At 42.2% G+C, this 26,316-nt stretch carries 23 protein-coding genes and 1 riboswitch; of the genes, 21 read left to right on the top strand and 2 right to left on the bottom strand.

The window, feature by feature from the left end:
* The first annotated feature begins 36 nt into the window (after window positions 1–36).
* From EL268_RS29465 to EL268_RS29380, 18 genes are all read left to right on the top strand, one after another.
* Window positions 37–966: a hypothetical protein gene (locus EL268_RS29465; RefSeq protein ID WP_106654728.1), complete on the top strand. Its 930-nt coding sequence runs from the start codon at window positions 37–39 to the stop codon at window positions 964–966.
* A 117-nt stretch (window positions 967–1,083) separates the two neighbouring features.
* Window positions 1,084–3,240: an NHL repeat-containing protein gene (locus EL268_RS29460; protein WP_106654727.1), complete on the top strand. Its 2,157-nt coding sequence runs from the start codon at window positions 1,084–1,086 to the stop codon at window positions 3,238–3,240.
* 21 nt (window positions 3,241–3,261) lie between these two features.
* Window positions 3,262–5,223 (top strand): asparagine synthase (glutamine-hydrolyzing), encoded by a 1,962-nt coding sequence (asnB, locus tag EL268_RS29455; RefSeq protein ID WP_106654726.1) that lies wholly within the window; start codon window positions 3,262–3,264, stop codon window positions 5,221–5,223.
* Entirely contained in the window at window positions 5,220–6,407 is a 1,188-nt protein-coding gene (locus tag EL268_RS29450; RefSeq protein ID WP_106654725.1) for a glycosyltransferase, read from the top strand. The genes asnB and EL268_RS29450 overlap by 4 nt, the downstream gene beginning before the upstream one ends.
* Window positions 6,385–7,629, top strand: a complete 1,245-nt coding sequence (locus EL268_RS29445; protein ID WP_106654724.1) for a glycosyltransferase family 4 protein — start codon at window positions 6,385–6,387, stop codon at window positions 7,627–7,629. Before EL268_RS29450 ends, EL268_RS29445 begins: the two co-directional genes overlap by 23 nt.
* Window positions 7,619–8,392: an acyltransferase gene (locus EL268_RS29440; RefSeq protein WP_232030164.1), complete on the top strand. Its 774-nt coding sequence runs from the start codon at window positions 7,619–7,621 to the stop codon at window positions 8,390–8,392. The genes EL268_RS29445 and EL268_RS29440 overlap by 11 nt, the downstream gene beginning before the upstream one ends.
* A gap of 91 nt (window positions 8,393–8,483) precedes the next feature.
* Window positions 8,484–9,845, top strand: a complete 1,362-nt coding sequence (locus EL268_RS29435) for a sugar transferase (protein WP_106654723.1) — start codon at window positions 8,484–8,486, stop codon at window positions 9,843–9,845.
* A gap of 41 nt (window positions 9,846–9,886) precedes the next feature.
* Window positions 9,887–10,807 carry an NAD-dependent epimerase/dehydratase family protein gene (locus EL268_RS29430; RefSeq protein ID WP_106654722.1) on the top strand — a complete coding sequence of 307 codons (921 nt, stop codon included), beginning with the start codon at window positions 9,887–9,889 and terminating at the stop codon, window positions 10,805–10,807.
* Window positions 10,808–11,257: 450 nt separating this feature from the next.
* Entirely contained in the window at window positions 11,258–12,205 is a 948-nt protein-coding gene (locus EL268_RS29425; RefSeq protein ID WP_106654721.1) for an accessory Sec system S-layer assembly protein, read from the top strand.
* 93 nt (window positions 12,206–12,298) lie between these two features.
* Window positions 12,299–13,261: an SLAP domain-containing protein gene (locus EL268_RS29420; RefSeq protein WP_106654720.1), complete on the top strand. Its 963-nt coding sequence runs from the start codon at window positions 12,299–12,301 to the stop codon at window positions 13,259–13,261.
* Between the two features lie 40 nt (window positions 13,262–13,301).
* Window positions 13,302–14,297, top strand: a complete 996-nt coding sequence (locus EL268_RS29415) for an SLAP domain-containing protein (RefSeq protein ID WP_106654719.1) — start codon at window positions 13,302–13,304, stop codon at window positions 14,295–14,297.
* 181 nt (window positions 14,298–14,478) lie between these two features.
* A complete protein-coding gene (locus EL268_RS29410) occupies window positions 14,479–17,055 on the top strand; it encodes a S8 family peptidase (protein ID WP_106654718.1) in 2,577 nt (858 codons plus the stop codon).
* A gap of 61 nt (window positions 17,056–17,116) precedes the next feature.
* Window positions 17,117–17,218: riboswitch (SAM riboswitch) on the top strand.
* A 132-nt stretch (window positions 17,219–17,350) separates the two neighbouring features.
* Window positions 17,351–18,556 carry a methionine adenosyltransferase gene (gene metK / locus EL268_RS29405; protein WP_047069767.1) on the top strand — a complete coding sequence of 402 codons (1,206 nt, stop codon included), beginning with the start codon at window positions 17,351–17,353 and terminating at the stop codon, window positions 18,554–18,556.
* 148 nt (window positions 18,557–18,704) lie between these two features.
* A complete protein-coding gene (locus EL268_RS29400) occupies window positions 18,705–19,721 on the top strand; it encodes a polysaccharide deacetylase family protein (RefSeq protein ID WP_106654717.1) in 1,017 nt (338 codons plus the stop codon).
* A complete protein-coding gene (locus tag EL268_RS29395) occupies window positions 19,718–20,860 on the top strand; it encodes a sensor histidine kinase (protein ID WP_126435501.1) in 1,143 nt (380 codons plus the stop codon). The genes EL268_RS29400 and EL268_RS29395 overlap by 4 nt, the downstream gene beginning before the upstream one ends.
* Before the next feature lie 33 nt (window positions 20,861–20,893).
* Window positions 20,894–21,601, top strand: a complete 708-nt coding sequence (locus EL268_RS29390) for a response regulator (protein ID WP_106654715.1) — start codon at window positions 20,894–20,896, stop codon at window positions 21,599–21,601.
* 70 nt (window positions 21,602–21,671) lie between these two features.
* The gene (locus EL268_RS29385) at window positions 21,672–22,037 is read left to right on the top strand and encodes a glycosyltransferase (protein WP_106654714.1); all 366 of its coding nucleotides are present in this window, start codon (window positions 21,672–21,674) and stop codon (window positions 22,035–22,037) included.
* Window positions 22,038–22,186: 149 nt separating this feature from the next.
* Window positions 22,187–23,164, top strand: coding sequence for a competence protein ComFA (locus EL268_RS29380; RefSeq protein WP_106654713.1), 978 nt, complete (start codon window positions 22,187–22,189; stop codon window positions 23,162–23,164).
* A 17-nt stretch (window positions 23,165–23,181) separates the two neighbouring features.
* Here the strand turns inward: EL268_RS29380 and EL268_RS29375 are convergent, their stop codons facing one another.
* Window positions 23,182–24,525 (bottom strand): recombinase family protein, encoded by a 1,344-nt coding sequence (locus tag EL268_RS29375; protein WP_106654712.1) that lies wholly within the window; start codon window positions 24,523–24,525, stop codon window positions 23,182–23,184.
* Between the two features lie 242 nt (window positions 24,526–24,767).
* Window positions 24,768–25,148 carry a helix-turn-helix domain-containing protein gene (locus tag EL268_RS29370; protein WP_106654711.1) on the bottom strand — a complete coding sequence of 127 codons (381 nt, stop codon included), beginning with the start codon at window positions 25,146–25,148 and terminating at the stop codon, window positions 24,768–24,770.
* 209 nt (window positions 25,149–25,357) lie between these two features.
* Between EL268_RS29370 and EL268_RS29365 the strand changes: the two genes are divergently transcribed.
* The 3 genes from EL268_RS29365 to EL268_RS29360 all read left to right on the top strand — a co-directional run bounded on the left by EL268_RS29365 (window position 25,358) and on the right by EL268_RS29360 (window position 26,311).
* Window positions 25,358–25,576, top strand: coding sequence for a helix-turn-helix domain-containing protein (locus tag EL268_RS29365; RefSeq protein WP_106654710.1), 219 nt, complete (start codon window positions 25,358–25,360; stop codon window positions 25,574–25,576).
* A gap of 183 nt (window positions 25,577–25,759) precedes the next feature.
* Window positions 25,760–25,915 (top strand): hypothetical protein, encoded by a 156-nt coding sequence (locus EL268_RS33025; RefSeq protein ID WP_164724541.1) that lies wholly within the window; start codon window positions 25,760–25,762, stop codon window positions 25,913–25,915.
* A gap of 144 nt (window positions 25,916–26,059) precedes the next feature.
* Window positions 26,060–26,311 (top strand): hypothetical protein, encoded by a 252-nt coding sequence (locus EL268_RS29360; protein WP_232030163.1) that lies wholly within the window; start codon window positions 26,060–26,062, stop codon window positions 26,309–26,311.
* Window positions 26,312–26,316 lie beyond the last annotated feature (5 nt).

Below are 26,316 nucleotides of genomic sequence, written 5' to 3'. Positions count from 1 at the left end.
CTAGTATGACTTATCTTAGAAAGAGTGATTGATTCAATGAACAAAATCATTGCAATTCTATTCTTAGCTTGTTCATTAGTATTTATTTCCGGATTTGAAAGTAAATCTATTAAATCCAATTCAAACTTACTAAAACTGGTAGAGCTAAACTTGCAAATTCACAATAGCTTTGATTACGGGGTTGGATTACCCGGGTATCCAACTCTGGCGCAAACGATAGAGTACGGTAACGGTCATTGTGGTCTATATGTGACCTATCTGGCAGAGGAATTTAAGAAAAAAGGCTACAAAGCAGTTGTTTGGGATTTACATTCTGGATTATCGTCGAGTGAACAATTTTTAAATCACTCAGTAATTGAAACCGTGATTGACGATAAAATATATACGTTTGATCCTACTTTGGGGATTTACTATGAAAATTCAGTGAGTGAATTAATTACAAATGCGTCAATTTCAAAAAATGCAGTAGGGACAATTAAAAATGAAAAACTAAAGATGTATGCAACTCCGTATTTTTGGGATAATGTAAAAAAAACCCAAATTCAAACAACTCTTAATTATGCTAAGGATAATATTATTACGAAGGTACCTTATACCGTTAGAGGGAAAGATAATTTCTATAGCTCTCCTAATGATTTAGAAGCCAGTTTAAACCTGACTGGGGCAGAGTATACTGCATCAAAGGAAGGAATATTGCCAGTAGAGTTTACCATAACTTTTTCCAAAGAAGTAAACGTCAATAGACTTTACTTTGAGTGGTTTGATCTGAACAATTACCCCACAGAATTCTCTATATATGACAACAAGAATTCAAAGCTCATTAGCACCTATAAGGGTTATGTTAATGAAGTAGGTTATGAAAATATTTGGCTAAATTCAAGTATTAAAACTAACTCGCTAACATTTAAATTTTCGAAATTTAAGGGACAGCAACGACTTTTATTAAGGAACCTACACTTGTATTAGTCGTAAGCTCATTAGCTAAGGAGTAACCTAATATGCACTCCTTTAAAATAATACGGAAAGGTATTAATTTCGCAGTAATATTATGATTCTCATGCAAGAAAGGTAAGGTGGATACTAATGAGAATTAACAACAAAGTAGTGCTAACAATAATTATGCTATTTCTCACTTTTGTATCTCTAAGTCTCATCTTTCGGGAAAGTGGCAATGCTACAATGGAAAGGGGAGAAGCGATTTCAGTGAAACCCGATTGGATGCCCCGCCACTTAGATTTGGACACAAATTATGGAACATATATGGTTGAAAAAGAGCTTAATAACATACCCAGTTTTGTTGTGAGTATTTCTAAATACAAAGATAGGGAGTATTTAGTTTCTGATTATCAAGATGTTCACATTGTAACCATGACGGGAAAGAATGATAAATTAACAACTCTTCAAGTACCAAATAATATTAAGGTTTGGAATCCGACAGGTGTATTTTTTAGTGATAACTCAGATACGGTTTATGTAGCTAATTATAATGGGCACAATATTTTAGAGTTTCAAATTGATAGAGATAATGCGTCACTGCAGCTTGTAAAAGAGATTAAGCACCCCGAGATGAAATCCCCAGAAAACGTTGCAGTGAGTAAGGATGGAAAATATATAGCTGTTGCAGATTATGATGGAAACAGTGTGTTTTTATTCGATAACCAAGGAAAACATCTCTGGCAATGCGAGATAAAACAAGCGCATGGAGTTGCAATTGCGGAAGGGTATGTATATGCAACTAGTTTAACTGATCGTGAAGTAGTTAAAATAGATTTGAAGGGAAACGTTGTTAAGAATACTGGAAAGCTTGGCTGGGGGCAGAATGAATATCTATGGCCAACGAGTATTGATGTTTCAATTAAGGGAGACGTGGTTGTATCAGATGCACATACAGGACGGTTATCTTTTCTTGATAAGGAACTAAATTTTATAGGATCAATCGGTGGCAATGGTCCAGGCGTTGACCTATTTAACTTCCCGTATTCAGCAGTTTTTTCTGATAATATGATAGTCGTTACTGATTCTATGAAGGGAAGAATCTTAGAATTAGATTACTCTGGTAAGGTAATGAACCAATATGTTATTGGACCTGTAAAAATTTCAGGAATAAAAGGGCCTGTTCTGTCGGGTAGCAATGGTAAGGAATACACATTCGAATCAATGACATTTGATGAAATATCACCCGATTTATTAAACCCTTATAAAAGAGCAGAAACAAGCTTCGTTGGAGGATTTAACTCCATAGATTTATTGACAAAAAATAAAACCGTGTTGTCTCAAGTTGAAATTGACTCTCAAAATTCATCAGTATACACAGGAGATTCGTTTTGGTATGTTACTTGGATTAAGAAAATTGACATAGACGGTAGTGATTACTATATTTTTGGGTCTCCACAACATCACACTTTTATTGTATATGATCCAAACAGCAATATCTTTACGATTAATAACACACATAGTGAACTATTTGATATTTGGGTGTATGATGATACTGTTTACGGGCCAGAAGGAAGGTCTACTGATCTTTCTGGTATAGTTAAAGAAGCAAAGCAGCAGTTTGACAGATTTAACAGCGAACTAAGAAAGGGAACACCTCGAAAGAAGGCGTACCAAAAAGTATTTTATCCTGAAAAAAGTGATGCTGATTTTGATAACTGGTTGACTAAAATGATGACTTCTAAAAAAGCAAAAGGGTTCTTACAGCAGATCTCTAAAGGAGCAGATCCTGAGATGGTCGCTAAAAAATATTTCTTTGCTATTAAAGACGAGCCATACCAATATTTATTAGAGAACCTCCTCGTAAAAGTGTTGAGCGAACCGATCAAGCCAATTGAAGAATTAAGTGGAATTGCAGAAATAAAAAATGAACGTAAGCCTTATCCAGGTTATGGTATCGCGGGAAGCATAGATAATGACCAGAATACTTACACAGGTTATGTAGAAGGAATGCAACAAAGTGCATTTGAATTAGTATGGAAACATCCTATAAGTATTAGTGATATTACTATAGAATGGCTATCAGATGAAAATCGTGGGCTTGATTATAAAATCCTGGGTATTCTACCCGATGGATCATCGAAAGTCATTGCTAATGTAAAAAATAATAATGAAGTCACAAACAATTTCTCGATTAATGGTTTTCCACCTATTGTTAAACTTGTTTTTGAGTTTGATAGGGGACAAGGACAAAATCGGCTGTTAATGAGAAATTTTAGAGTATGGGGAACTTTGCTAAATAAATAGATTTGTTATAGGAGCAGGTATATGTGTGGTTTTGTCGGGGTACTTAACATAAATCAAGAAAAGATTAATCAAGATAAACTTATTAAGATGCGTGATATCATCGCTCACCGAGGTCCTGATAGTGATGGGATATTCCTCGATAACAATCTCGGACTAGGTTTTCGTCGACTCAGTATTATTGATCTAGAAGCGGGCCATCAGCCAATGACAACGGTTGATGGCCGTTATACCATTGTGTTTAATGGGGAGATTTATAATTACATAGAATTACGTAAGCTTTTAGTCCAAAGAGGAGTGATCTTCCGTACTGAGTCTGACACGGAGGTTCTACTACAGTTGTTGGCCCAAGAAGGGAAAAAAGGTTTATCACAAATAAATGGAATGTTTGCCTGTGCTGTGTGGGATAAACAAAAGCGTGAGTTATTTGTAGCACGAGACCGAATAGGAATAAAACCGTTCTACTATTACTTTGATGGAGAACGGTTTGTATTTGGTTCAGAAATTAAAGCTATTATTGCCGATCGCACAATTAAAAGGGAGCCCAATTACCAAGCTATTGTAGACTATCTATCATTCATGTACGTGCCAGATGATAAGACGTTTTTTAATAACATTAAAAAATTGCTGCCAGGTCATTGTGCAACAGTGTCCGAAAAAGAAGGTTTGCTCATTGAAGAGTACTGGGACCTTACATTTGAAGCTGCTTCTAGAACAGAATCTCAAACGGTTGAAGAGCTTAGGTTTTTAATAAATGACTCCGTAAAATTACATTTACGAAGTGATGTTCCATTGGGTTGCCACTTAAGTGGTGGGCTTGACTCAAGTACGGTTAGCTCTTTATCGGCTAAACATCTAGAGCAGCGAATAAAAACGTTTTCTGGAAAGTTTAATGAAAGCGATTTTTATGACGAAACAAAATATGCAAAAATAGTTGCGAAAGCATCAGGCACCGAATATCTTGAGATCGTTCCGGATATGAAATTTTTTCAAGATTCATTAGCCAAACTAATATGGCATATGGATGAACCAGCAGTTGGACCAGGTATTATCCCGCAATTTTCTGTTTGTCAGTTAGCGGCTGATAATGTCAAAGTAGTTTTAGGTGGTCAGGGAGGGGATGAGATATTCGGGGGGTACACACGTTATTTCCTTGCATATGAAGACCTTCCTTTGAATGGGCAACCGTCATCCCCCGTAGCCTCAATGCAGAAGTCATTTTCAAACAGCTTGAAAAGAAGGGCTCTGCTCATTTACGGGTATGCCAAGCAACATGGAATCAAAACAACAATTAAAAAGATAGGACAACGAATACAGGAAACACCAACGCAACCGGGGACATTTGAGGAGATATGGCGAAAATATTCTACATCGATGGTGCTTAATCCTAATTTATTTGGTTTGAAGATGCAGGATGTCCTTTCAAATTACGATATGAATGATACGTTCAATAGGTATCTCCGCAAAGATGTGAGTGAGGACCCTTTCGACCTAATGCTCTACCATGATATCAAAGCATATCTCCCAGGACTGCTTCAAGTCGAAGATCGAACGAGTATGGCGGTATCATTAGAATCAAGAGTACCGCTGCTAGATTATCGGATTGTGGAATTTGCTGCTTCTATTCCGTCTTCGGTAAAGGTAAAAGGATTAGAACCAAAATATATATTTAAGCAGGCTATAAAGGGAATGATACCCGATGAAGTCCTAAATCGAAAAGACAAAAAAGGGTTTCCAACACCAATCAATGTCTGGTTTAAAAAGGATCCGCAATTTGTGAATAAAATCTTGCTAGATGATTCAGCAAGACAAAGGGATTTATTTAATGCAGCGGGGATTTCAAATATGCTATCCTCAAACGGTGATTTCAGTTGGCAGCTATGGTCCTTATTGAATGTTGAGCTTTGGTTTAAAATATTTATTGATGAAGATCCCCGATTTGTAGATTCAAATGGATATATACAAAAAAGGGTTGAACTCGCATGAAAAAGAAACACATTTGCATGCTTGTAAGCAACGAGGTAACCTCTGATCCTAGAGTGACGAAGGAAGCGAGTTCACTAAGTAATCTCTGCCAGGTAAGTATTGTAGGGATACGCAAAACTTCAAGCGTCCCAAAGCATGAGAAAATTGGAAACTACACCGTGTTTCGTGCAAATGGGTTAACAAATAACCGCTTAAAAAAGAGCACGACGACGCTGGGTATTCTAAAGATCGCAATGAATAAGTTAGTTGCTTTTTTGGAGATGGGTAAGATTGCATTTGGACAAAAAGCAGACGTCTATCATGCTCATGATTTTGATATGCTGCCATTTGCCTATGTGGTTGCCAAATTAAGAGGAGCGCTACTTGTGTATGACTCACATGAGCTGTGGGCTGAGCAGAGGGCTGATTTTCCCCAATGGTTTAAAAAATTGGTAATGTTGATAGAAGGGTATGTTATCCGACGGGCTAATCAAACGATAACGGTCAATGAATCAATTGCTCATGAACTTCAAAAGCGTTACCGGTTAATCTCCTTGCCTGTCATTCTACACAACTTTACGATGCTCCAAAATGAAAAAAACCTTCAGATTCATGATAACCACTCAAAAATAGTGATACTGTATCACGGGGGGTATCTGAAAGATAGAGGATTGGAAGAGTTAATAAAGTCTGTGAAGTTTCTCCCTTCTCATATTGTGATCCGCTTAAGAGGGATGGGACCTATGGAAGAAGAACTCCGATCACTTGCTGCACCATATATAGTCAGCGGTCAAATTGAATTTTGTGAGCCAGTAGCTATGACGGATTTAGTTAAGGAAGCAAGCGAAGCTGATATCGGAATCATCCCGTATAAACCAACTTGTTTAAATAACTTATTCAGTCTTCCAAATAAACTGTCTGAGTATATGATGGCTGGACTAGCCGTCTGTGCCAGTAATCTCCCAGAAATTCGGAAGTTGAATGATAGAGTGCATTTTGGGGAGCTGTTTGACCCTACTGATCCAAAGAGTATTGCAGAGGCAATAGTCCGTTTGTCTTCTGAAAAAGAATATTTGCGTCAATGCAGCGAAAACGCAAAAACATGGGCAAATAGTGAAGGGAATTGGGAGAAAGAAAGTGAAAAGTTGATCTTTCTCTATATCAATCTGTTAGGTGAACGATATGAAAAAAGTTTGGATCGTTAACCAGTATAGTGTTACGCCCGAATATCCAGCTAGTACACGCCATTACGAATTAGCCAAATACTTAGCAAAGCGACACACTATCACTTTATGGGGAAGTAACTTTATTCATCACAACAAAACGTATCGTTTTTCCAAATGGACATTGATAAAAAAAGAAGTGCTAGAAGGTTTTCGTTTTCTATGGATAGGAGCGATATCTTATAAGGATAACGGAGTACTTCGATTTATAAACATGTTTCTGTTTGCTATTTGTTTTTTTGTCGCAGGATTGTTCCAGCGTGAAAGACCCGACGTCTTGATAGGATCATCGCCTCCATTGTTTACTGCCTTCTCCGCCATGTTGCTAGCAAAGGTTAGGAAAGCTGTATTTATTTTGGAGGTCAGGGACTTATGGCCGGATTCATTAATTGATATCGCTGGAGGAAGGCACAAACTGCTAATCAGACTGTTGCGCTGGATGGAACAAGTATTGTATAGGGAAGCGGATAAAATTATAGTACTTACAGAAGGTATTGGTGATCGAATACAACAAAAGGGAATATCGCAGGATAAACTCTTTTTTCTGGCTAACGGAATTGATATAGAAACTGTTACGTTGCCATCTGATCCCTCCCATGACAGACAAAAAATACGAGAGTCGCTGGGGATCTCAAATGAGGATTTTGTCTGTATGTATGCAGGTGCGCATGGACCCGCCAATGATTTGGTTCAAATCATATATGCCATGGAAATGCTTAAAAAGGAACACAGGATCAAAATTGTACTAATGGGTGAAGGTATTGAGAAACCGAAACTCCAACAGATAACGAAAGAAAAGGGATTAGGAGAAAGTGTCCTATTCCTCTCAGCAGTTTCAAAATTTAACGTTCACAAGTATTTAAATTGTGCGGACGCTTTTCTTATTTGTTTAAAAGATGTTCCTTTATTTGAAGGGGCACTTCCAAACAAATTGTTTGACTATCTGTTACATGAAAAATTGATTATTACTACAGTGCGAGGAGAACTTCATAACTTTTTACAACGTTTCAATTTGGGTGTATATGGGAATATCAAGGAAACTGGTGAGCACTATCTACCTGAGGTAATACGTAAGCTTGCGTACGGGAGATTTCCGGTGTCTAACATTTCAGGAAAAGATATCGTCTCGAAACAATTTTCGCGTGAGAATCAGGCAGATACCTTAGCAGCGATGATGGAGGAGTTAATCAAAAATGGAAGGTGACCAACAAATGAGTTCATTTATCAATTCGCAAGCGAAATTAGGAAATCATGTTACATTCGGCTATAACTGCATTATTGAAGAAGATGTAGAGATTGGTGACAATGTATCTATCGGCCATAACGTTATCATTTACAAAGGCACGAAAATCGGCGAAGGATGCCAAATACATGACAATGTTGTGATTGGAAAAAAACCAATGCGTGCCGCAAGATCGATCTTAAAGGCACAAACAGATCATCCACCAACTGTGATCGGAAATCGTTGTACAATTGGAACCAGTGCGATTGTTTACGTGAATGCGCAACTGGCAGATGAAGTATTCGTTGCTGATCTTGCTACCATTCGTGAAAAGGTAACAATAGGCACCCAAACGATTATCGGTCGTGGAGTCGCTGTAGAAAACGAATGCAGCGTAGGCGCATATTGCAAGATTGAGACAAATGCATACATTACTGCTTTTTCTACTATTGAAGATTATGTATTTGTTGCACCTGGTGTTGTAACAAGTAATGATAACTACATTGGACGTACGGAAAAAAGATTTTCTGCTTTTAAAGGGTGTACAATTCGAAAAGGCGGCAGGGTAGGAGCAAATGCCACTCTGTTACCTGGACTGATTGTGGAGGAAGATGGAGTTGTTGGGGCGGGAAGCGTGGCAACTAAACAGGTAGTCTCTGGGAAGATTGTTGTCGGTAATCCAGCAAAGCCGTTAAGAGATGTGGAAGAGGACCAACTCTTAATAAATCAGCCTAAAAAATCGTAAGAATCGACATAGACATATGAATGTGTGATGTTTGGAAAACAGTAAGTATGTTAAAATACCTCTAGCAATTGATATTGTTAGGGGTTTTTTTATGTTTAATATATTGGATAGACGCATTGATAAGTTTGTTTTGTTAACGGTCGACTTGTTCATCATTTTTTTTACATATGTTCTGGCTTTTTTCTTAAGGTATGAAAATATAACGGCTAGAAACTGGGAATCGTTTCTGGCGCTTGCACCTTGGATTCTCTTGATTAGCTTGTTTTTTCTAACAGTCTATGAGCTCTATACATTGAATAGAAAAAGCATATGGGATGTTGTGAGAAGTATTTTCGTTGCGACTACTTTCATTACGTTCTTAACAATGGCTGCTTCTTTTATTTTTCGTGAGTTTGCACTGCCAAGATCTGTCATACTGATTTCGTATTTTCTGATGATTGGATTACTGTCAGGATGGAAATTTATTTATCTGAAATGTAAACGTGATTATAAATCAGGTACAACATTGTTAATTGGTTCACAGGTTGAATTTGCAAAGATCGGCATGTCATTCCTTGGTCCTATAAAGTGGAAACATATTCAGCCTGATCAAAGCATTGAAGAAATCATTACACAAATGAACAAGGTAGATTCTGTCATCATAACGCCAGAATTATTAGAAGAAAAGAAAGCTCAGATCATTTACCAAGCTATGAAACAGAATAAGATCTTATACGTTGTTCCATCCTTGTATGATTTGCTGCTTTCTAAATCGATTATCACATCATTGGATGACACGATGGTCCTAGCAGTCAAGCCATTTGGTCTTCCCGCTGACCAGCGATTGATCAAGCGGGTTTTTGATATGATTTTCTCTTTTCTTTTTTTGGTGCTCTTATCTCCCATTTTTCTTTTCGTGAGTTTTCTGATCAAGTTTGAGGAGCCAAAAGGAAGGATCATTTTCAAGCAAAAAAGGATCGGACAACATGGAAATGAGTTTCAAATTTATAAATTCCGCTCCATGATAGAAGATGCAGAAGTACATACGGGACCAATCATCGCTAAGCAAAACGATTCTCGTATTACGCGGGTCGGAAAGTTATTGAGACTAACCAGAATAGATGAACTGCCCCAATTGTTTAATGTACTCATAGGTGATATGTCACTTGTAGGTCCAAGGCCGGAGAGAGAATATTTTACAAAGCAGTTTGTCGAACAGTTCGAGTCCTATGAATACCGACATGTTGTAAAACCAGGGATTACGGGATATGCCCAAGTTATGGGGAAGTACACGACGGATGTCGAGGATAAGCTGCGATATGACTTGCATTATATTAGAAACTACTCTCTTCTGCTGGATATAATCATTATGTTACGTACGATCATTGTCTTGCTTGATAAAACCAAAGCAGAAGGACGAGAAAAGCCTGCAAAGGTGAAAAAAGGCGACAGGAACTTTCCTGTTAATTATTGAGAAGATAGAAGCCGTCACAAATGCGTGAAGAGGAGACTTTAATGAAAGTACTCGTAACTGGAGGGGCAGGTTTTATAGGTTCCCATATTGTAGATGAATTAATTGAGTGTGGACATCACGTTGTCGTGTTGGACAATTTATCTGTTGGGAAAAAGGGGAATCTCACTAGGGACGTTCGAATCATTAAACAAGATATTAGAGCTGATTTGCATTCGCTCTTTTCTAGAGAAAAGTTTGACATTGTCATACATCAGGCTGGGCAGGTTAGCGTACCAAATTCTTTAAGAGACCCGATTACAGATCTTCAGGTGAATTTAACAGGGCTACTCAATCTTTTAGAAGCAGCTCGGAAGCATCAAGTAAGAAAAGTAATATTTGCTTCGACAGCTGCTGTATACGGAATGCCCATTGAATTGCCTATTAAAGAGAGTCATCCGTTGAAGCCAGTTTCTCCGTACGGCTTAACTAAAAAGACATCAGAAGAATATTTGAGGATGTATCATGACCTGTATGGTATCGATTTTACTATTTTACGATATGCCAATGTGTATGGCCCAAGGCAGTCTTCAAATGGAGAAAGCGGTGTAGTCTCTATTTTCACTGATTTATTCAGCAGAGGAGAATCACCAATTATATATGGAGATGGGAGCACCACACGTGATTTTGTGTTTGTAAAGGATATCGCTAGAGCAAATGTACTTGCACTGCAAGCAGGAGATGGAGAAATCTTTAATGTTTCCACAGGAATTTCCACAAGTTTAAACGAGCTGTACAACCTGTTTAACAATTTATTAAGTGGACAGGGAGCACCTATTTATGTAGATTCAAGATTAGGTGACATTAATCATTCTGTTTTATCTAATTCTCACATTATGGATAAATTAGGGTGGGTACCTAAAACAAGTTTAACTGATGGGATTCGAGAGACGTTGGATTGGAAACTACAATTAGCGATTATGTAATCCTTCGGTTTAAGTAAATAGTAAACGTGGTAATCAAATCTGAAGGACCAGCCAGTAAAAGGCAGGTCCTTTATTTTTTGTACGAATATTTGTTTATCCCCATGATAGAAAAAAGACCAACTGAGCTGGTCAGTTGGTAAATGGTGCTTCCCCAAGTTATTTGTTTAGACACTTATATTCTAGCAATATTGAATAATAATGTAAACTTTAACATCTAATAGGTGTCGACCTTTGAAGTAAGGATAGCTTTCCATTCCTTGACATCATCTGCTTCATACGGGTATCCTAACATAACTACTATTACGAATAGCTCTGTTCTATGGTTGCAAAAGCCGTTTCATTGCTGCTTGTAATGCCAAGTTTTCTATGTTGCAAAAGGATGTCACTATGCTATAGTGGATGACGAATGCAAACTGTATATAGATGTAGAGAAAAGTTGGGAGCGACGATATGTTATCCTTCTTGAAGAATTTAATGGGGAATAAACCAACAGCGAGAGAGGTACAAGAGCAGGTTCAGGAGGAATCGATCTTGTCCGCTTCTGATACCGCACAGTCACATCAAGAAGTAAGCCAGATACAGGATGCATCTTCTGGCGTCATCACAACGCTCTCCCTGCATAAATCATGGGAAGAAAAGCTTAGTCCACAGGAGAAGTATTCGCTCTCCTTTATGGCTCAAGAACTGACTCCATTGCAGGCGGGGAATATCTCTCTGGCAGGGACTGCTCTTGTTCCGCATGATGAAGGGATTGAAGTGACAGCGTTCATCCGGAACAGTTCTGATGAACCTGTACGCCTGAATGAGACGACACTGGTGGTACTGTTCGGTGATCAGGAGCTGTTTACCCGCCAGACGTTCGATCTGAGCGAGATCGGGGAAATTCCACCGCGTTCCGCAAGGCCGTGGTCGTTTGTATTTGATAGAGAACACTTCCTGAAAGTGGATGTTCTTTTGGCAAATTGGAAAATTGCTTTTGAATTGGCCGAGAAGAAAATGGTTCTGCCACAGCAGCTAGAGCTAGAGGAATCCTGGATTAAGGCGTTGTCTGAAGAACAGAAAACTTACTTGATTCAGTTAGCCAAGAATCTTCCTGCATTAAAAGAGGGAGAGGTCAATATCCAGAGTGTACAGCTTGGTCGTTCGTCAGAAGGCGATCTTCATGTCATGCTTCTGATACGCAACGGCTCTGCGCAGTCCCTTTCCTTTGAAAAATTGCCGTTGGTGCTGTTTGATGCGAGTGGAGATAAAGTGGCAGAGGGCTTATTTGAACTGGATGGTCTGACTGTCAATGCAAATACCAGCAAGCCGTGGGTGTTTATTTTTCCGCCGGCAAGCATCCAAAAGGAAGCGCCAGATTTGTCTCGTTGGAAAGTGAGCGTACCCCAAGGAGCTTGAGTTTTCGAGAGACCAATTTGCATGGGCTAGTCTAAAACGTTTATGATGATAAGAGAAGCTTCGTTCGTGCCCGGACGTGTGAGGAGGTATCATATGTTTTCCTTTATGAAGAATTTGTTAGGTAAAGATCAGCAGAAACGCTCCCTGGAGGATCTGAAAAAAGAGATTCAGGAAGAGTCGACAATTGATTTGGCTTCCATGACTAGCAACGAAGTCGAAATGGATAGCAATGGTGGACCGGAAAAGTCTGCTATGAAGGCTGAGAAAATTCGAACCGAGCTATCCTTGAGCCCGATATGGGAAAGTGAGCTGGATTCGGAGAAAAAGTATACTCTCCGCTTTTTGCAAGCAGAATTGCCTGAAATGGTACCAGGCATGATTAGCGTAACAGGCTTCAGTATGATTCCACAGCCAAACGGAATGACTGTCGCTATGTTTTTCCGCAATGCCACAAATAAACCTGTGCGTATTAAAAACGTAGGATTAGCGATTTATCTGGACGACAAGCCTTTTGCGCGGATCAGAGTGAATTTGTCAGATATGGGGGCTATTCCACCGCATTCCAGCCGTCCATGGGAGGTTTTATTCCCGGAAGAAAGCTATTTGCATGAGAATTTCACCTTTAGCCGTTGGAAAGTGGTAATGAAGGCCGGTAGCAATACACATGTTTGGCCTCGTACACTGGAGCTTGATCCTGAAATGGAGAAGCGCATGACTGATCGTCAAAAGGATCGTCTGGAAGCATTGACACAGTCTTTGCCGTTGGTTCCTATTAATACGGTGGAAGTAACCGGTTTTGACATCCGAAAAACCGACGAAGGAAACTTGGTGGTAGCCATGCTTTTCCGAAATGGACTCAGCCATGATTACCGTCCGGAAAAACTCAAGTTTACGATTTCGGATTCGGATGGAGATGTAGTTGCGACAGGTTCTCTGGATGCAAGCTCCATTCGGGTGAAGCCTGGAAACAGCCGTCCGTGGCTGATTGTATTCCCGCCTAAATTTGTGAAAAAGCCTGATGCCGACCTGAAAAGATGGGCGCTTACTGTAGAGTAGAACGCACATTTTTTCAGGATGGGAAAGAGGAGGTTGCTATATGAGTTGGTTATTGGAAAATTGGTTTGGTTCCAAAGAGAGCTTGGAGCAAGTACGCGAAGATATTCATGAGAATCTTCATAGAGAGTTTTATCTGGGTGTATCCGGACTGGATAATCCGCAGCAATCTGCGAACCGTGTGGACTCGAAGGAACTGTTTTTGGTGATGAATGGTCCTTGGGAAAATCAATTGGATGACGCTGAGCAGGAGCTGTTGCAATACGCGCATGATGAAATGCCTCCGGTTGTTCGTAACGAAGTCGGTATCATTCCGTTCTTCACGCAGGTTACTAATGATGGTTATCTGGTTCTTACCTACATTCGTAATGCGACAGAGCGCAGCGTTTTGCTTCAAAAGCTCCCGTTGTCTTTGGTTACGGAGGACGGAGAAGAGGTCGCGAGAAAAACGTTTGACCTGATTGCCTCAGGACCAGTAGGAGAAATGTCCAGTCGCCCGATGGAATTTATGTTCCGTTGGGATGAGTTCGACCGGATCCCTGAAAAAGAGATCCCTCTGATGCTGACTTTTATCAAGCCTAAAAAGCACGGAGTAGAGGACAACCAAAATTATAACTGGGGTCTGAGTGCAGATGAGTCGGAGCAGTATTTGCAACAGGCTGAAGAGGCGAACCCGATTGTTGAGGGCGAAGTAGATTTGCAAGTCCTCGATATCAAGCCTGGTGAAGATAACGGCTTGAAGGTTATCGTTGCTTTCCGTAACGGATTAGGAAAACGTCTGGAGTTTACCGAAGTGCCAATTATTGTTCATGATAAAGCAGGCGATACGGTAGCACGTGTACACTTTACGTTGGAAAACATGAAGGTAGAAGCGAACAGCCATCGCGTGTGGGCGTTCGATATTCCTTCCTCTTCCTTTAAAAAAGAAGCGGTAAATATTGCTGAACTGACTGCCTTTATTCCGAAAGCGCAACAACGAAAAAAAGAAAAAGCTCAGGTAACACCTGAAGTAGAAGACAATAAAGGTTTGTTACAGTAAGGAGAAAAACCCTTTTTGCCGATGGTGAAAAGGGTTTTCTTCTGTGAAAGCGTTCCAAATATTGGAGAATGAGGGTTGCGTGTCCCCCTTTTCATCCGCTATGCTAAAGACCAGATGACAAATACCTGAATTCCTTTTAGACTGCTACTTTTGCAGGGGAGAGAAGGAAGGACTGTTTTACATGAAAAGATCAGTGAACATGTCAGTGACTGTTACATTAATGGTCACGCTCATTATGGCAAACAACCAATCAGTCTTCGCAGCAGCGCCTCCGGCATCCAATGACTACTATTTGACCAACCAGCTGCATCTAAGTCAAATTAAAGCAGATAGAGCTTGGCCAACGGTAAATAGCAATGAGCAGATTATTATTGCTGTATTGGATACTGGGGCAGATTATAAACACCCGGATTTAAAGGGCAACCTTTTGCCAGGTGTGAATCTCGTCAATCCTGGGAAGTCAGCACAGGACGACAACGGGCACGGCACAGAAGTAGCCGGTGTTCTTGCTGCTAGTGGAAATAATAATATCGGTGTTTCAGGTGTTCTTTGGAATGCCAGGATTTTACCAATTAAAATCTTGAATAGCAAGGCGTCATCGGATGTTGAACTGATTGCGAAAGGCATCAATGTAGCTTTGGATCGTGGTGCCAAAGTCATTGTGATGTCCTTTAGCAGTATGGCTTACTCTAAGTCGTTGGCAGCTGCTGTACAACGAGCGGAGAGAAGCGGAGCCGTTTTGGTTGCAGCGAGTGGTAATGAAAGTAGCCGTGTGGCGTATCCAGCTGCGTATCCAACTGTCGTAGCGGTAGGGGCTGTGAGGAGTAACAATGAAGTCTTGTATCAGGCAAATACGGGGCCTGAACTGAATTTGGTAGCTCCTGGGTTGAATGTATACACAACAAAGCTCGGGGGAAAATACGGCTCGTTTAGTGGTACTTCAGCGGCGGCACCGCAAGTAGCTGGTGCAGCTGCGCTCATTCTCGCTCGGCATCCTAATCTCAGTCCATTTGATGTGAGGCAATTGCTTTATCAAACGGCTACTGACTTGGGGGAGAAAGGATGGGACCGGAAGACTGGATACGGCTTGTTAGATGTCAACAAAGCAGTAAAAACGGCACTTTCTTACGACTTTTTAGAGCCGAATGATTCTTCTTCCAAAGCGAAGGCGTTTCCGATTGAGTCACAAATACGTGGCAATTTGGGTCCAAAAGATACCGTAGATTGGCTAAAGATGGACATCCCTTACGATGGAAAGGTCAGCTTTACGGCTACAGTGACATCGGGTATTTCTTCGGCGATGGCTGCTACCTTTTACCCTGAGAATCGTCAACCGATTACACAGTACTTCGGGAATGGCGATACGATAACGGTTCCGGTCAAGGCAGGAAGAATGAACATCCGCTTAATGCGCAGTGGAGGCGTCAACAACGCTTTTACATACGTGTTGACGAGTAAATTTTTGATCAATCCTGACCGAAATGAACCGAACGATACACAAGAAACGGCCAGACCGCTTGTAGGGAACCAAATCAGTGTGACAGGCAATTTTCATGATGAAGGCGATCAGGATTGGTTCTCCTACTACGTTCGTGAGTACGGGCATTTAGATGTTTCTGTTAGCCCTGACAACAAGCGAGTGGATTTGTTGCTGGGTCTTGGTAAACAAGCGCCCGGCCAGAAATCAGTAGTCTGGGATCCTCTATACGATAATGGGACAAAGGACAATCCGACAGAGCGGGTTAGTAAAGAGGTTTCCCCGGGTAAATATTACATCCGTGTGAGCGAGTATTCGCGGAATGCAGTCAATGGCGAATACCAGCTGGATTTGGGATACACGCCAGTTAAAAAAGATTTCAATGAGCCGAATGATACCTATCAAAAAGCGTCTCCGTTAAGCGGTGGGACAGTGATGTCAGGAACAATTCCGACAGCAACTGATTCCGACTGGTTCCAATTTACTGTCAATAGCGAATCATACGTGACATTCCGAGCGCCGTATATTCCTGTGGAGAGTGGCTTTCGTTTCGCACTCTACAGCGATCGAAACATGAACTATGCACTTGCTTCGACGAATGAGGTAGCCGAGCTTTCCAATAGTGGGAAGGACATTATCGGGGTGCGCTTGCAGCCGGGAAAATACTATGTACGCCTCAATAGCGGTACTGCGTTCAAATATGATTCGTACCGACTCACGGTGACGCAGCAGAAATTGGTAGCAGGGTATCGCGATATTTCGGACCACTGGGCGCGCTCAGAGATCGTCAGACTAAGCTCTCGCGGTATAGTAAATGGATTTAATGATGCGTCGTTCAAGCCGAATCAGGCAGTGACCCGTGCAGAGTTTGCGACGATGCTGCTTAAATCGATGCGTGCGACCGGTTCCAAGGTAGCGACTACCTACACAGGAAAAACGGCCTTCCGGGATATGCCAAAGCGGCACTGGGCGTATCACAACCTAGGTGTAGCCTATCAATTAGGAATTTTGAAAGGGTACCCGAAGAATGAAATGAAGCCGGATCAGCCGATATCGCGTGCAGAGATGGCGGTAATGATCGCGCGGGCACGTGATGTTTTGATGTATAACCGTGGTACCTCGAATTATCAGGATGTGCCAACGAGTCATTGGGCTTCTCCTGCCATTGAGGCTTTGACATCTAAAAATTGGCTCAGTGGGTACGGATCTTCCTTTAAACCGAATGGAAGGGCAACTCGCGCCGAGGTAGTTGTGGTACTTTCCAAAGCTTATCAATTATAAGTAAAATTTTTCCTATTGACATCTCTGAAAAAAACAATTATTCTATTATCCGTAATGGATACTCTTATCCAGAGCAGGCGGAGGGACTGGCCCTATGAAGCCCGGCAACCGATATCGAGCGGTGCTAACCAGCAGAACGGACATCTGTTCTGGCCGATAAGAGGATGAAGGAAGCAAAAAACGCTCAAACCTTTTCCTCCTAAAAATGGAAAAGGTTTTTTATTTGCGTTTTCGTAGATAAAATCCTGACTCGGCTACCACACTATTTGTATGAGGTCAAAGGAGGTATTTTCTCATGGCTTTGCAAAAAGGTCGTCGTCTGTTTACATCCGAATCTGTAACTGAAGGACATCCGGATAAAATTTGTGACCAAATTTCCGACTCCATCTTGGATGCGATCCTGTCCAAAGATCCAAACGCTCGCGTAGCTTGCGAAACTTCCGTAACTACTGGTTTGGTTCTCGTAGCAGGTGAAATCACTACAAACACTTATGTGGATATCCAAAAGCTCGTTCGTGAAACCATTCGTGAAATCGGTTATGACCGTGCGAAATTCGGTTTTGACGCTGACACTTGCGGTGTTATTACTGCAATTGGCGAGCAGTCCGCTGACATTGCACTTGGTGTAGACCAAGCATTGGAAGCACGCGAAGGCAAAATGACTGACGCTGAGATCGAAGCAATTGGTGCTGGTGACCAAGGTTTGATGTTTGGTTTTGCTTGCAATGAAACACCTGAGCTGATGCCACTTCCGATCAGCATGTCCCACCAATTGGCTCGTCGTTTGACTGAAGTACGTAAAAACGGAACACTTGCTTACCTCCGTCCTGACGGAAAAACACAAGTAACTGTTGAGTACGATGGCGACAAACCAGTTCGTATCGATACCATCGTTATTTCTACCCAACATGCTCCTGAAACAACTTTGGAGCAAATCAAGCAAGATCTGGTTGAACACGTAATCAAACCAGTTGTTCCAGCTGAACTGTTGGACGCTGAAACCAAATACTTCATCAACCCAACTGGCCGTTTCGTAATTGGCGGACCACAAGGGGATGCTGGCTTGACTGGCCGCAAAATCATCGTAGATACTTACGGCGGTTATGCTCGTCATGGCGGCGGTGCGTTCTCCGGTAAAGATCCGACGAAAGTTGACCGTTCCGGTGCTTACGCAGCTCGTTATGTAGCGAAAAACATCGTGGCTGCTGGCCTCGCAGACAAATGCGAAGTGCAAGTTGCTTACGCAATTGGTGTAGCACAACCAGTTTCCATCGCAGTAGATACATTCGGTACAGGCACTATTTCCGAAGAAGATCTGGTGAAATTGGTTCGCAAACACTTCGACCTGCGTCCTGCTGGCATCATCAAGCAGCTTGACCTGCGTCGTCCTATCTACAAACAAACAGCTGCATATGGCCACTTCGGACGCAATGACCTGAATGTTCCTTGGGAGCAAACAGACAAAGCAGAAGTTCTGAAGCAAGAGGCTGCTCAACTGTAATATTCAACGACATAAAAAGAGCCTGGTGTTGCTACTGGGCTCTTTTTCATGTTAGGAGCTAAGTCATCCAATTATTGGGTCAATTGTTGCACAGGAATTTGTATGACTGTGTCGAATCTCCTAGTGAGGAAGTAGAGGAGGGGTTTTTTTGCCGAACAGAAGGCTCTTCCTGATCGTGTTTCTAACTTTTTTGTTTTTTGCAGTGGCTATTGGGTTGTTAGGCGAATCTTTTCTGGAAAAAAAGAATAAACAAGAAGTGCAACCTTTTCCCCAAGTGGATACGTCTATAAGCATAAGTGAGACAAAAAATGCTGAGCCAAACGTCACACCAACTGAAGAAGCAGCGGTTCAAACGAAAAAGTGGTATAACAATCAGGTTGTGGTTTTGACGTACCATCATGTCACGGATCAATCGAATCAGCGGTATGTCATAGCTCCTGATCAATTTGCCCGACACATGAAATTTTTACATGATAACGACCTGAATCCGATTTCGTTGGAGGAGTTCCTGCGATTTATGGAGACGGGTACCTTACCGACTGAGAATGCTGTTTTGATTACGTTTGACGATGGGTATGAGAGTTATTACACAGAAGCATTTCCGATCTTACGTACATACGGCTACCCTTCAGTGAACTTCGCGATTGCGGGGCGCTTAAGAGATGTAGCTGACCGAAAACGGGAGCATATGACGCCACCACTTACGCGTCAACAGGTTAACGAAATGATTCATTCGGGACTGGTTACAATCGGGTCCCATACGTACAGTCTGCATGAAGAGGAAGAACGAAATGAGTGGGGCGATCTTGGCCCAGAAACTGCTCCGGTCTATCTGAAGGACTTGCAGCGTTTAGAGGACGAGAAAGAGTACAGGGACCGCCTCTATGTGGATTTCAGTATATCTCGCGTCGGTTTAAGCGAATGGATGAAGCAAGAGATCGACGTCATCTCGTTGCCGTTTGGCTACACAAGTCCAATCGTACTGGAGACAGCTCGTCAAGCTGGCTACCGCTATGTATTTACATCCAATCGTGGATTCGTAAAGCAGGAAACAGATCCGTTTGCCATTCCACGCAATGACATGGGACTGCGAGATGTAGAAGAAGAGCACCTCCAACAGTTGTTCACGAAGGCTAAAAATGAGTTTGAAGGAGAGCAATCATGAACAAAGCGATTGACATCAGCGTGCTGGACGGGGTGATCAAGCGAACGATTGAAACCGTAGAAACGAGTAAAACCCAAATATTTGATATAGCTGAAAACGCCAGACAGCATGGCAACTCATTGAAGTTTGATTTGCATGAACTTCGACAAGAAATTTCCAAAGTGATTCAAAAAGTCGATGCGCTTGAACTTGCGTATCGCAAATCGCGCAACAAGCTCGTCTTGGTCAGTCGTAATTTTCATATGTACACGGAGGAAGACATCCGGGTTGCGTATGAAGAGGCGAGCCGTATTCAGGTAGAACTGTCCATTTACCGCGAGCGGGAAAACAATTTGAAGCGCAGAAGAAATGATTTGGAGCGTCAACTGCGTACCTTGGAAGAAACCATCGTCCGTGCAGAAAAGCTGGTTTCTCAAATGGGCGTCGTGCTTGGTTACTTGACAGGTGACTTAAGCAAGATAGGCGAGGCGCTGGAATCGGCTAAGCAGCATCAGTTGATGGGCCTAAAGGTAATCCAGGCTCAGGAAGAAGAGCGCAAGCGTGTCGCACGAGAGATTCACGACGGTCCAGCTCAATCGATGGAGAATGTCGTGCTGCGTTCGGAAATTGTAGAACGCATGTTGAAGAACGAGCGCATTTTGGAAGCGCAAATGGAACTGCACGAGCTGAAGGAAATGGTACGCTTGAGCTTGGCGGATGTTCGACGTATTATTTTTGATTTGCGTCCAATGGCATTAGATGACTTAGGGCTAGTACCTACCTTGCAAAAATATATTCAAACGTGCGAAGAGCGTATTCAGTCTTCCATCGATCTGGTAGTATTTGGTGTGGAGCCTCCTTTGCGCAGTTCGGTAAAGGCTGCGATCTTCCGTTTGGTTCAGGAATGTCTGAACAATGTGGAGAAGCACGCAGGCGCTTCGACAGTTCAAGTGAAGCTGGAATTTGTACAAGATTCGTTAAGCCTTGTCGTCAAAGACGATGGGGTCGGATTCGATCTGGAAAAACGCATGGCGAATGGCAACTCTTTTGGACTCTTGGGAATGCGTGAGCGTGTACAGCTCTTAGAGGGCAGTGTCGAGCTGCAATCCGCTCCGGGAGAGGGAACCAAGGTTATATTCCAAATACCGATAAAATTGTGACATGATACGTAAATAAGTACTGGGGGATGAACCATGGATAAAAGACAGCAAGAACTCCGCATTGTGATTGTGGATGACCATCAATTATTTCGCGAAGGCGTAAAGCGAATATTGGAAATGGAAGAAGATTTCAAGGTCGTCGGGGAAGGTGCGGACGGAGGAGAAGCCACAGTATTGGCGGAAGAGCACAAGCCGGATGTCTTGTTGATGGATATTAACATGCCGAACATAAATGGCGTTTCTGCTGCAGAAAATGTGATTTCTGTAAGTCCTTCTACTCGTGTGATTATGCTCTCGATTCATGATGATGAGGGATATGTGTATCGTACACTCCGCTCTGGAGCTTCTGGCTACTTGCTGAAGGAAGTGGGAACGACAGACCTCGTTGACGCTGTGCGTGTAGTGGCGAGTGGTGGTGCATACATACATCCGAAGGTGACGGGCAAGCTGATTGAAGAATTCCGTCGTCTGAGCGAGCAGGAAGGGACGGCAGAGCGTAGCTTCTCCGTAGATGAATCGCAAGCCATCGATCCAAAAGTGATCGAATCGCTTACCCGTCGCGAGCGGGAAGTATTGCAGCTAATGGCAGAAGGGAAAAGCAATCGTGCCATTGGGGAATTCTTGTTTATTAGTGAAAAGACGGTTAAAAATCACGTTAGCAGCATTTTGCAAAAGCTCAATGTTCAAGACCGGACACAAGCTGTTGTCATCTCCATTAAAAACGGCTGGGTGAAATTGTAGGAAGCGCTTCCTATTTGCACTCTGTTCAAGCCGTGCGGCATACCTTGGTATAGGAGGAGGTATGACCGTGATGGAAGAGCTGATTGTATGGCTTTTGGCAGCATTTGGCTGCTCCTCTTTGTTGGTAATGATCGCGGAGCGCTGGACCAATCGGACGGATAGCGCGAGCGAGCTCCCGCATGAGCATTATCGGTTGTTGGTACGCAATTCGGAACAGGTGCTGGAACGTGTAGTGAGGAGTCTGCTGTTTCGTTCATATTGGAGTGGCAGACCTATCCGAATTACCTTGATAGATGATGGATCTGACGATGATACGAAACAGATGGCAGCTGTCTTGAATCGTTATCCGTACGGCTATTGTTTGGGAGATGTACAGGAGGAGATTGCGGCTGGAACCATCGTCATTGATCTGCGGGAGAAAAAAGAGGGAGCATAAAGGTTTGTTGAGCGTAAATATTACGAGCTGTCGACAATAGATCGGCGGCTTTTTTATTTTTCTACGGCCTGATTTTGGTTCCGAAATTTATTTGCCGGACCTGTCTGTCTTTTTGCACACTAAGGGCAAGAGGGCGGAGGAGTGATCGCATGCGTGAGTATTTGCTGTATATCAAAGCTTTCGGCGGATCAATACCACAGGTGCAGACTTATGTTACGCCGAGCTTTTCTGTAGATCGTTCTTTTTGGCAGGAGAGAGAAGGGTGTGTCCTGCATGTCATCGGGAAGACGTCTTCGCTTGCTCTGGCTTTTTCCTTGCGTGCGAAAGTGAACGGGTATTTGATGGATCAAGTTGGTAAAGGACGGGTGCTGACTGAGGGATATGTAAAAGAGTTGAGAGCGTTGGCAGCAAGTAGCGTGTGCGAAGCGAGTAGCTTATATGGGCGGGAAGCAGTGAACGTACAGGATCGTCGAGGGCAGGGGTGGTTTTCTTGGGAGTCAGTCGAGGAGACTGTAGAAGTTTCATATCGAGGTAGCAAAGAATCGGGGAAGTTGCCGGGTTCTCGGTTGAGCTTTTTAGGTGGTCGCGAACTTCTGCGAAGGAGCTCATCCCGCGAGAAACCTCAAGAAGCTGTTTTGAGAGAGATTTTGGACGGGCGTGCGCTTCTTTGGGATGAAGTAGAGTCCTTGCTGAAAAAGCGAGGGGTAGACGTGCATGATTTGTCAGCCATTTTGCATTCATTCGTGCTTGCGAACAAAGCGGAGTGGCGACCTGGCATTCGTTTTGTGGTCACAAAAGGATGGCGGCGCAATCGGCTGGAGTTGGTCTGTGAACGCTGCGGAAGCGCAGGAGCGAAGGTGGAGATTACTTATTGTCATACGTGTGAGCAAGGTTGCGCTTATTGCACAGCTTGTTTAGGGATGGGCAGGAGTAAGTGTTGTACGCCGTATTTTTTAATGGATGTAGGGGCATCCCTTATCCGTAGCGCAGACTATTTGCAGAACGTGGCGAGATTGGAGTGGGCGGGGAAGTATTCGACAGATCAATCGCGGGCAGCTGAGCGAGCGCGTTGCTTTGTAGCCAATCCGAGACCAGGATTGTCAGAGTTTTTGATCTGGGCAGTTTGAATAGCACAAAATGAATACTAAAAATTCCACTCAATCTCTAACCTATCCTTATAAATTGTTAGACGACGAATCAGTTTTTGAATAATGGCCTGCCGATCAGCAAAAGCAGCCGACTCAAGAACAATAGCATAATCTTGTAACTGTTCCCAAGCGATGCTCCTTGCAGTTCGTTCCGTCTGAGCAGAATGTTGTTCTGAAATATCTCGCTTTTCGTTGTTCAGTTTAGCGACCTGTTTATCTAATACGCTTTTATCTATGCTTCCGTCAGAGTATAGGTCAACTAAGCGTTCGAGTTTTTGGTCCAACTTCCTCAATTGTGCCCCGTAGTCGATTGTAACAATTTCATTTTCGGTCGTTTTCTTTTCATCTGCCATTGAATAAAGAGCATCTTGTATATATTTCTCTATAACTTCTGAACGCCATGTTTTGTTAAAGCATTTGCTTGGGTATTCTGAGGGAAAACGTCTTGCGCGACAATTATAATAACGATAGTGTTTACCTTTGGATCGACAATGGTAAGATGTGTAAGGCTCGCCACATTCCCCACAGACGACAAGACCAGATAGTAGGCTCTCTTTTGCTTTAAAAGCATTGCGTCCTTTGTGACGTGATAGGAGTACTTGTACACGGTCAAATTGTTCTTCTGATATGATTGGTTCGTGTTGACCTTTATAATGGTTGTTTGCAAATTGTACATACCCGCAATAAAGCTTGTTTGATAAAATGTCTCGATATCTGCGGAACCGCCAGACCGAATAATTAAGCTCTTTCGGCCGTTTTTGTACCTTGGTAATGGAAAGATACTGCTCGTACAAATTGAAGGCCTCCTGGATGTGCTGGGCCTCTTCTGGCACGAGTACAAGATGCCCATCCTGTCTTTTATACCCAGCAGGATCGTAGTCCCCTCCCATTCCGCGTAATCCCTCTTCTGCTCGTTTAATATGCCCAAGTCTCATGCGCTCCGCAATTGTTTCACGCTCCAGTTGTGCAAACACAGCTAATATGCCGATCATAGCCTTACCAAAAGGTGTTGAAGTGTCGAGTGCTTCGGTAAGAGATACGAAATCGACTTTGTTTTTCAAAAAATAGTCTTCAATTAGTGTCAATGTGTCACGTTGGGAACGGGATAGCCTGTCCAATTTATAGACGACAACCACATCAACCTTATCCAGCTCCATTAGAAGGCGTTGTAAACCTGGTCTATCAATATTTGAGCCAGTAAAGCCGGCATCTATGTAAACATCATAAATCGTCCAACCTTTAGCTTTACAGAAAGCCTCCAGCCGTTCACGCTGGGCCTCGATGGAGTAATTATCAACTTGTTCCTGGGTACTGACTCGTAGATATATGGCAACTTTCATGTTACTCTCTCCCTAAAGTACAAGATTTTTTTACTTTTGACATAATTCGATAACATAATACACGATATTTGTACTAAAATATAAGGAAACGAGAATATTTGTTCGCAAAAATGGATAGGAGAGTGTGTGCGTCATGGAGAGGTTTATGCTGGATGGGCAAACAGTAGATTTAGAAAAACTGCTAATGTACCTAAAGCATATTGGTGTGGATACAAGGGAGTTAGACAGCTATCTTGAAGGCATTAGGACTTCCAGCGTTTTAACGTCATCTCCATAAGTTTGATCAAGTCTTCTGATTCTTCTTTAGATAATACAGTCCCTTTGTATGAGAGTTTGAAGCCATTTAGCTTCTCAATTGGTATCTCAGATAACTCCGATTCTGCATGTGAGTCGGGGTTTTTGCTTATATGTTCATATAAATTTTCATCAGTTTTTCCAATTAGATAATCAGTAGTTACTTTAAGAATATCCGACAGTTTACTGGCAATCTCCGCACTAAGTCCTCGTTTGTTTCTCTCAATGTCATATAGGTACTGTGTTGAAATACCTAGCCTTGCAGCGACTTCCGGTCCAGACATTTTTAATGCCTTTCTTACCTCTCTAATCCTATTTTGAGTACTCATATTTCCTCCTAAATAAAGCTATTTGCTGTATACAGATTATCACTGTGCAATTGATAACACAACACGCAAATAGCTGGAAAATTGAGCAAAATAAAGTTTTTTGCGTGATTTGCTGAGATTATCTATGATAATCACGCATTTTGCTTTATTTTACGCATTGTTAAATAAAGCTAATAGCTTGATAATGTGATCAAGGAGGTGAACACAACTTGAATTTTACAAAAGCTGTTTTAACCGCATTAGAAAAAACCAACATGAAAAAAACGGAGCTTGCCCGTGCTACAGGGTATAGCAATCAATACATTTATGATCTGCTTTCAGGTAAGCGTCGGTGGAATGAAGAAAGCATTAACAAAGTTTGTAGTGCACTTGGGTTCGAAATAGTAATCGAGAGGGAAGAGGACAAAGTCGATGGTGCCACAGTTTAAGCTTACAAAGCTAAAAATTGATGGGTTTGAGGTAGACGCACCAGTTGGGTTGTCCGAGTTGCTAAACAAGGCTGGTGCTTGGGGGCCGAGAGGGAATGTTGATCGGTTAAATCAAAGGACAGAACGGCGAAACGGTCGACTGGTGACAACATTTATCTTAAAGAAGAAAGGAGGTGAGTGAGGATGAAGAATCTGGCTACTCCAGCAGAAATGGTCATGGATATCATGACTAATCCTGAGTTGCAGAATCTTATCAGTGCCGAGGGATTTGCTGGGCTACTGATCATGGCTAATATGCAAGAAAATGAAAAAACCACCTGCTGCGAACAGATGGGGTAATACAGTCATTTCCATTCATCTTGGCGGATAGGGAAAATGACAGCCGAATCAACGGAGGACAAGCCTCGCTACTAAATATTATAGCGAATGTTGCAAATATGTATACATAAAAGTTTGTCCTCCTTCAAAAAGGGAGGGAATAGGGTGGAAACGATATTTCAAGAGGCAGCTACGTCGATCCTTGAATTGTCAAAAGGGGTTGGAGTGGATGTTACAGCGTTTATTGTTCCAGACAAAGGCTTTTCAATCATAGAGTGGTGGGAAAAAGTTGTGTCGTGCATGACACTGGCTGAATTAGAAGAATACATTGTTTCTGCTCCTCAAGGGTCAAGCAATAGTGATCTAGTGCCTATGCTCAAAAATATAGCTATCAAACAGCGTGATCTTCTTCGCTAAGAACA

Source organism: Brevibacillus brevis (genome assembly GCF_900637055.1).
Lineage (GTDB): Bacteria > Bacillota > Bacilli > Brevibacillales > Brevibacillaceae > Brevibacillus > Brevibacillus brevis.
The sequence above is the reverse complement of the archived record's forward strand: the minus strand, read 5'-3'. Positions and strand labels throughout refer to the sequence as shown.

Bases quoted from the DNA above. Each gene is read 5' to 3' on its own strand.
- EL268_RS29465 (WP_106654728.1), top strand. From the start codon at position 37: ATGAACAAAATCATTGCAATTCTATTCTTAGCTTGTTCATTAGTATTT.
- EL268_RS29460 (WP_106654727.1), top strand. From the start codon at position 1,084: ATGAGAATTAACAACAAAGTAGTGCTAACAATAATTATGCTATTTCTC.
- asnB (WP_106654726.1), top strand. From the start codon at position 3,262: ATGTGTGGTTTTGTCGGGGTACTTAACATAAATCAAGAAAAGATTAAT.
- EL268_RS29450 (WP_106654725.1), top strand. From the start codon at position 5,220: ATGAAAAAGAAACACATTTGCATGCTTGTAAGCAACGAGGTAACCTCT.
- EL268_RS29445 (WP_106654724.1), top strand. From the start codon at position 6,385: ATGAAAAAAGTTTGGATCGTTAACCAGTATAGTGTTACGCCCGAATAT.
- EL268_RS29440 (WP_232030164.1), top strand. From the start codon at position 7,619: ATGGAAGGTGACCAACAAATGAGTTCATTTATCAATTCGCAAGCGAAA.
- EL268_RS29435 (WP_106654723.1), top strand. From the start codon at position 8,484: ATGTTTAATATATTGGATAGACGCATTGATAAGTTTGTTTTGTTAACG.
- EL268_RS29430 (WP_106654722.1), top strand. From the start codon at position 9,887: ATGAAAGTACTCGTAACTGGAGGGGCAGGTTTTATAGGTTCCCATATT.
- EL268_RS29425 (WP_106654721.1), top strand. From the start codon at position 11,258: ATGTTATCCTTCTTGAAGAATTTAATGGGGAATAAACCAACAGCGAGA.
- EL268_RS29420 (WP_106654720.1), top strand. From the start codon at position 12,299: ATGTTTTCCTTTATGAAGAATTTGTTAGGTAAAGATCAGCAGAAACGC.
- EL268_RS29415 (WP_106654719.1), top strand. From the start codon at position 13,302: ATGAGTTGGTTATTGGAAAATTGGTTTGGTTCCAAAGAGAGCTTGGAG.
- EL268_RS29410 (WP_106654718.1), top strand. From the start codon at position 14,479: ATGAAAAGATCAGTGAACATGTCAGTGACTGTTACATTAATGGTCACG.
- metK (WP_047069767.1), top strand. From the start codon at position 17,351: ATGGCTTTGCAAAAAGGTCGTCGTCTGTTTACATCCGAATCTGTAACT.
- EL268_RS29395 (WP_126435501.1), top strand. From the start codon at position 19,718: ATGAACAAAGCGATTGACATCAGCGTGCTGGACGGGGTGATCAAGCGA.
- EL268_RS29390 (WP_106654715.1), top strand. From the start codon at position 20,894: ATGGATAAAAGACAGCAAGAACTCCGCATTGTGATTGTGGATGACCAT.
- EL268_RS29385 (WP_106654714.1), top strand. From the start codon at position 21,672: ATGGAAGAGCTGATTGTATGGCTTTTGGCAGCATTTGGCTGCTCCTCT.
- EL268_RS29380 (WP_106654713.1), top strand. From the start codon at position 22,187: ATGCGTGAGTATTTGCTGTATATCAAAGCTTTCGGCGGATCAATACCA.
- EL268_RS29375 (WP_106654712.1), bottom strand. From the start codon at position 24,525: ATGAAAGTTGCCATATATCTACGAGTCAGTACCCAGGAACAAGTTGAT.
- EL268_RS29370 (WP_106654711.1), bottom strand. From the start codon at position 25,148: ATGAGTACTCAAAATAGGATTAGAGAGGTAAGAAAGGCATTAAAAATG.
- EL268_RS33025 (WP_164724541.1), top strand. From the start codon at position 25,760: ATGAAGAATCTGGCTACTCCAGCAGAAATGGTCATGGATATCATGACT.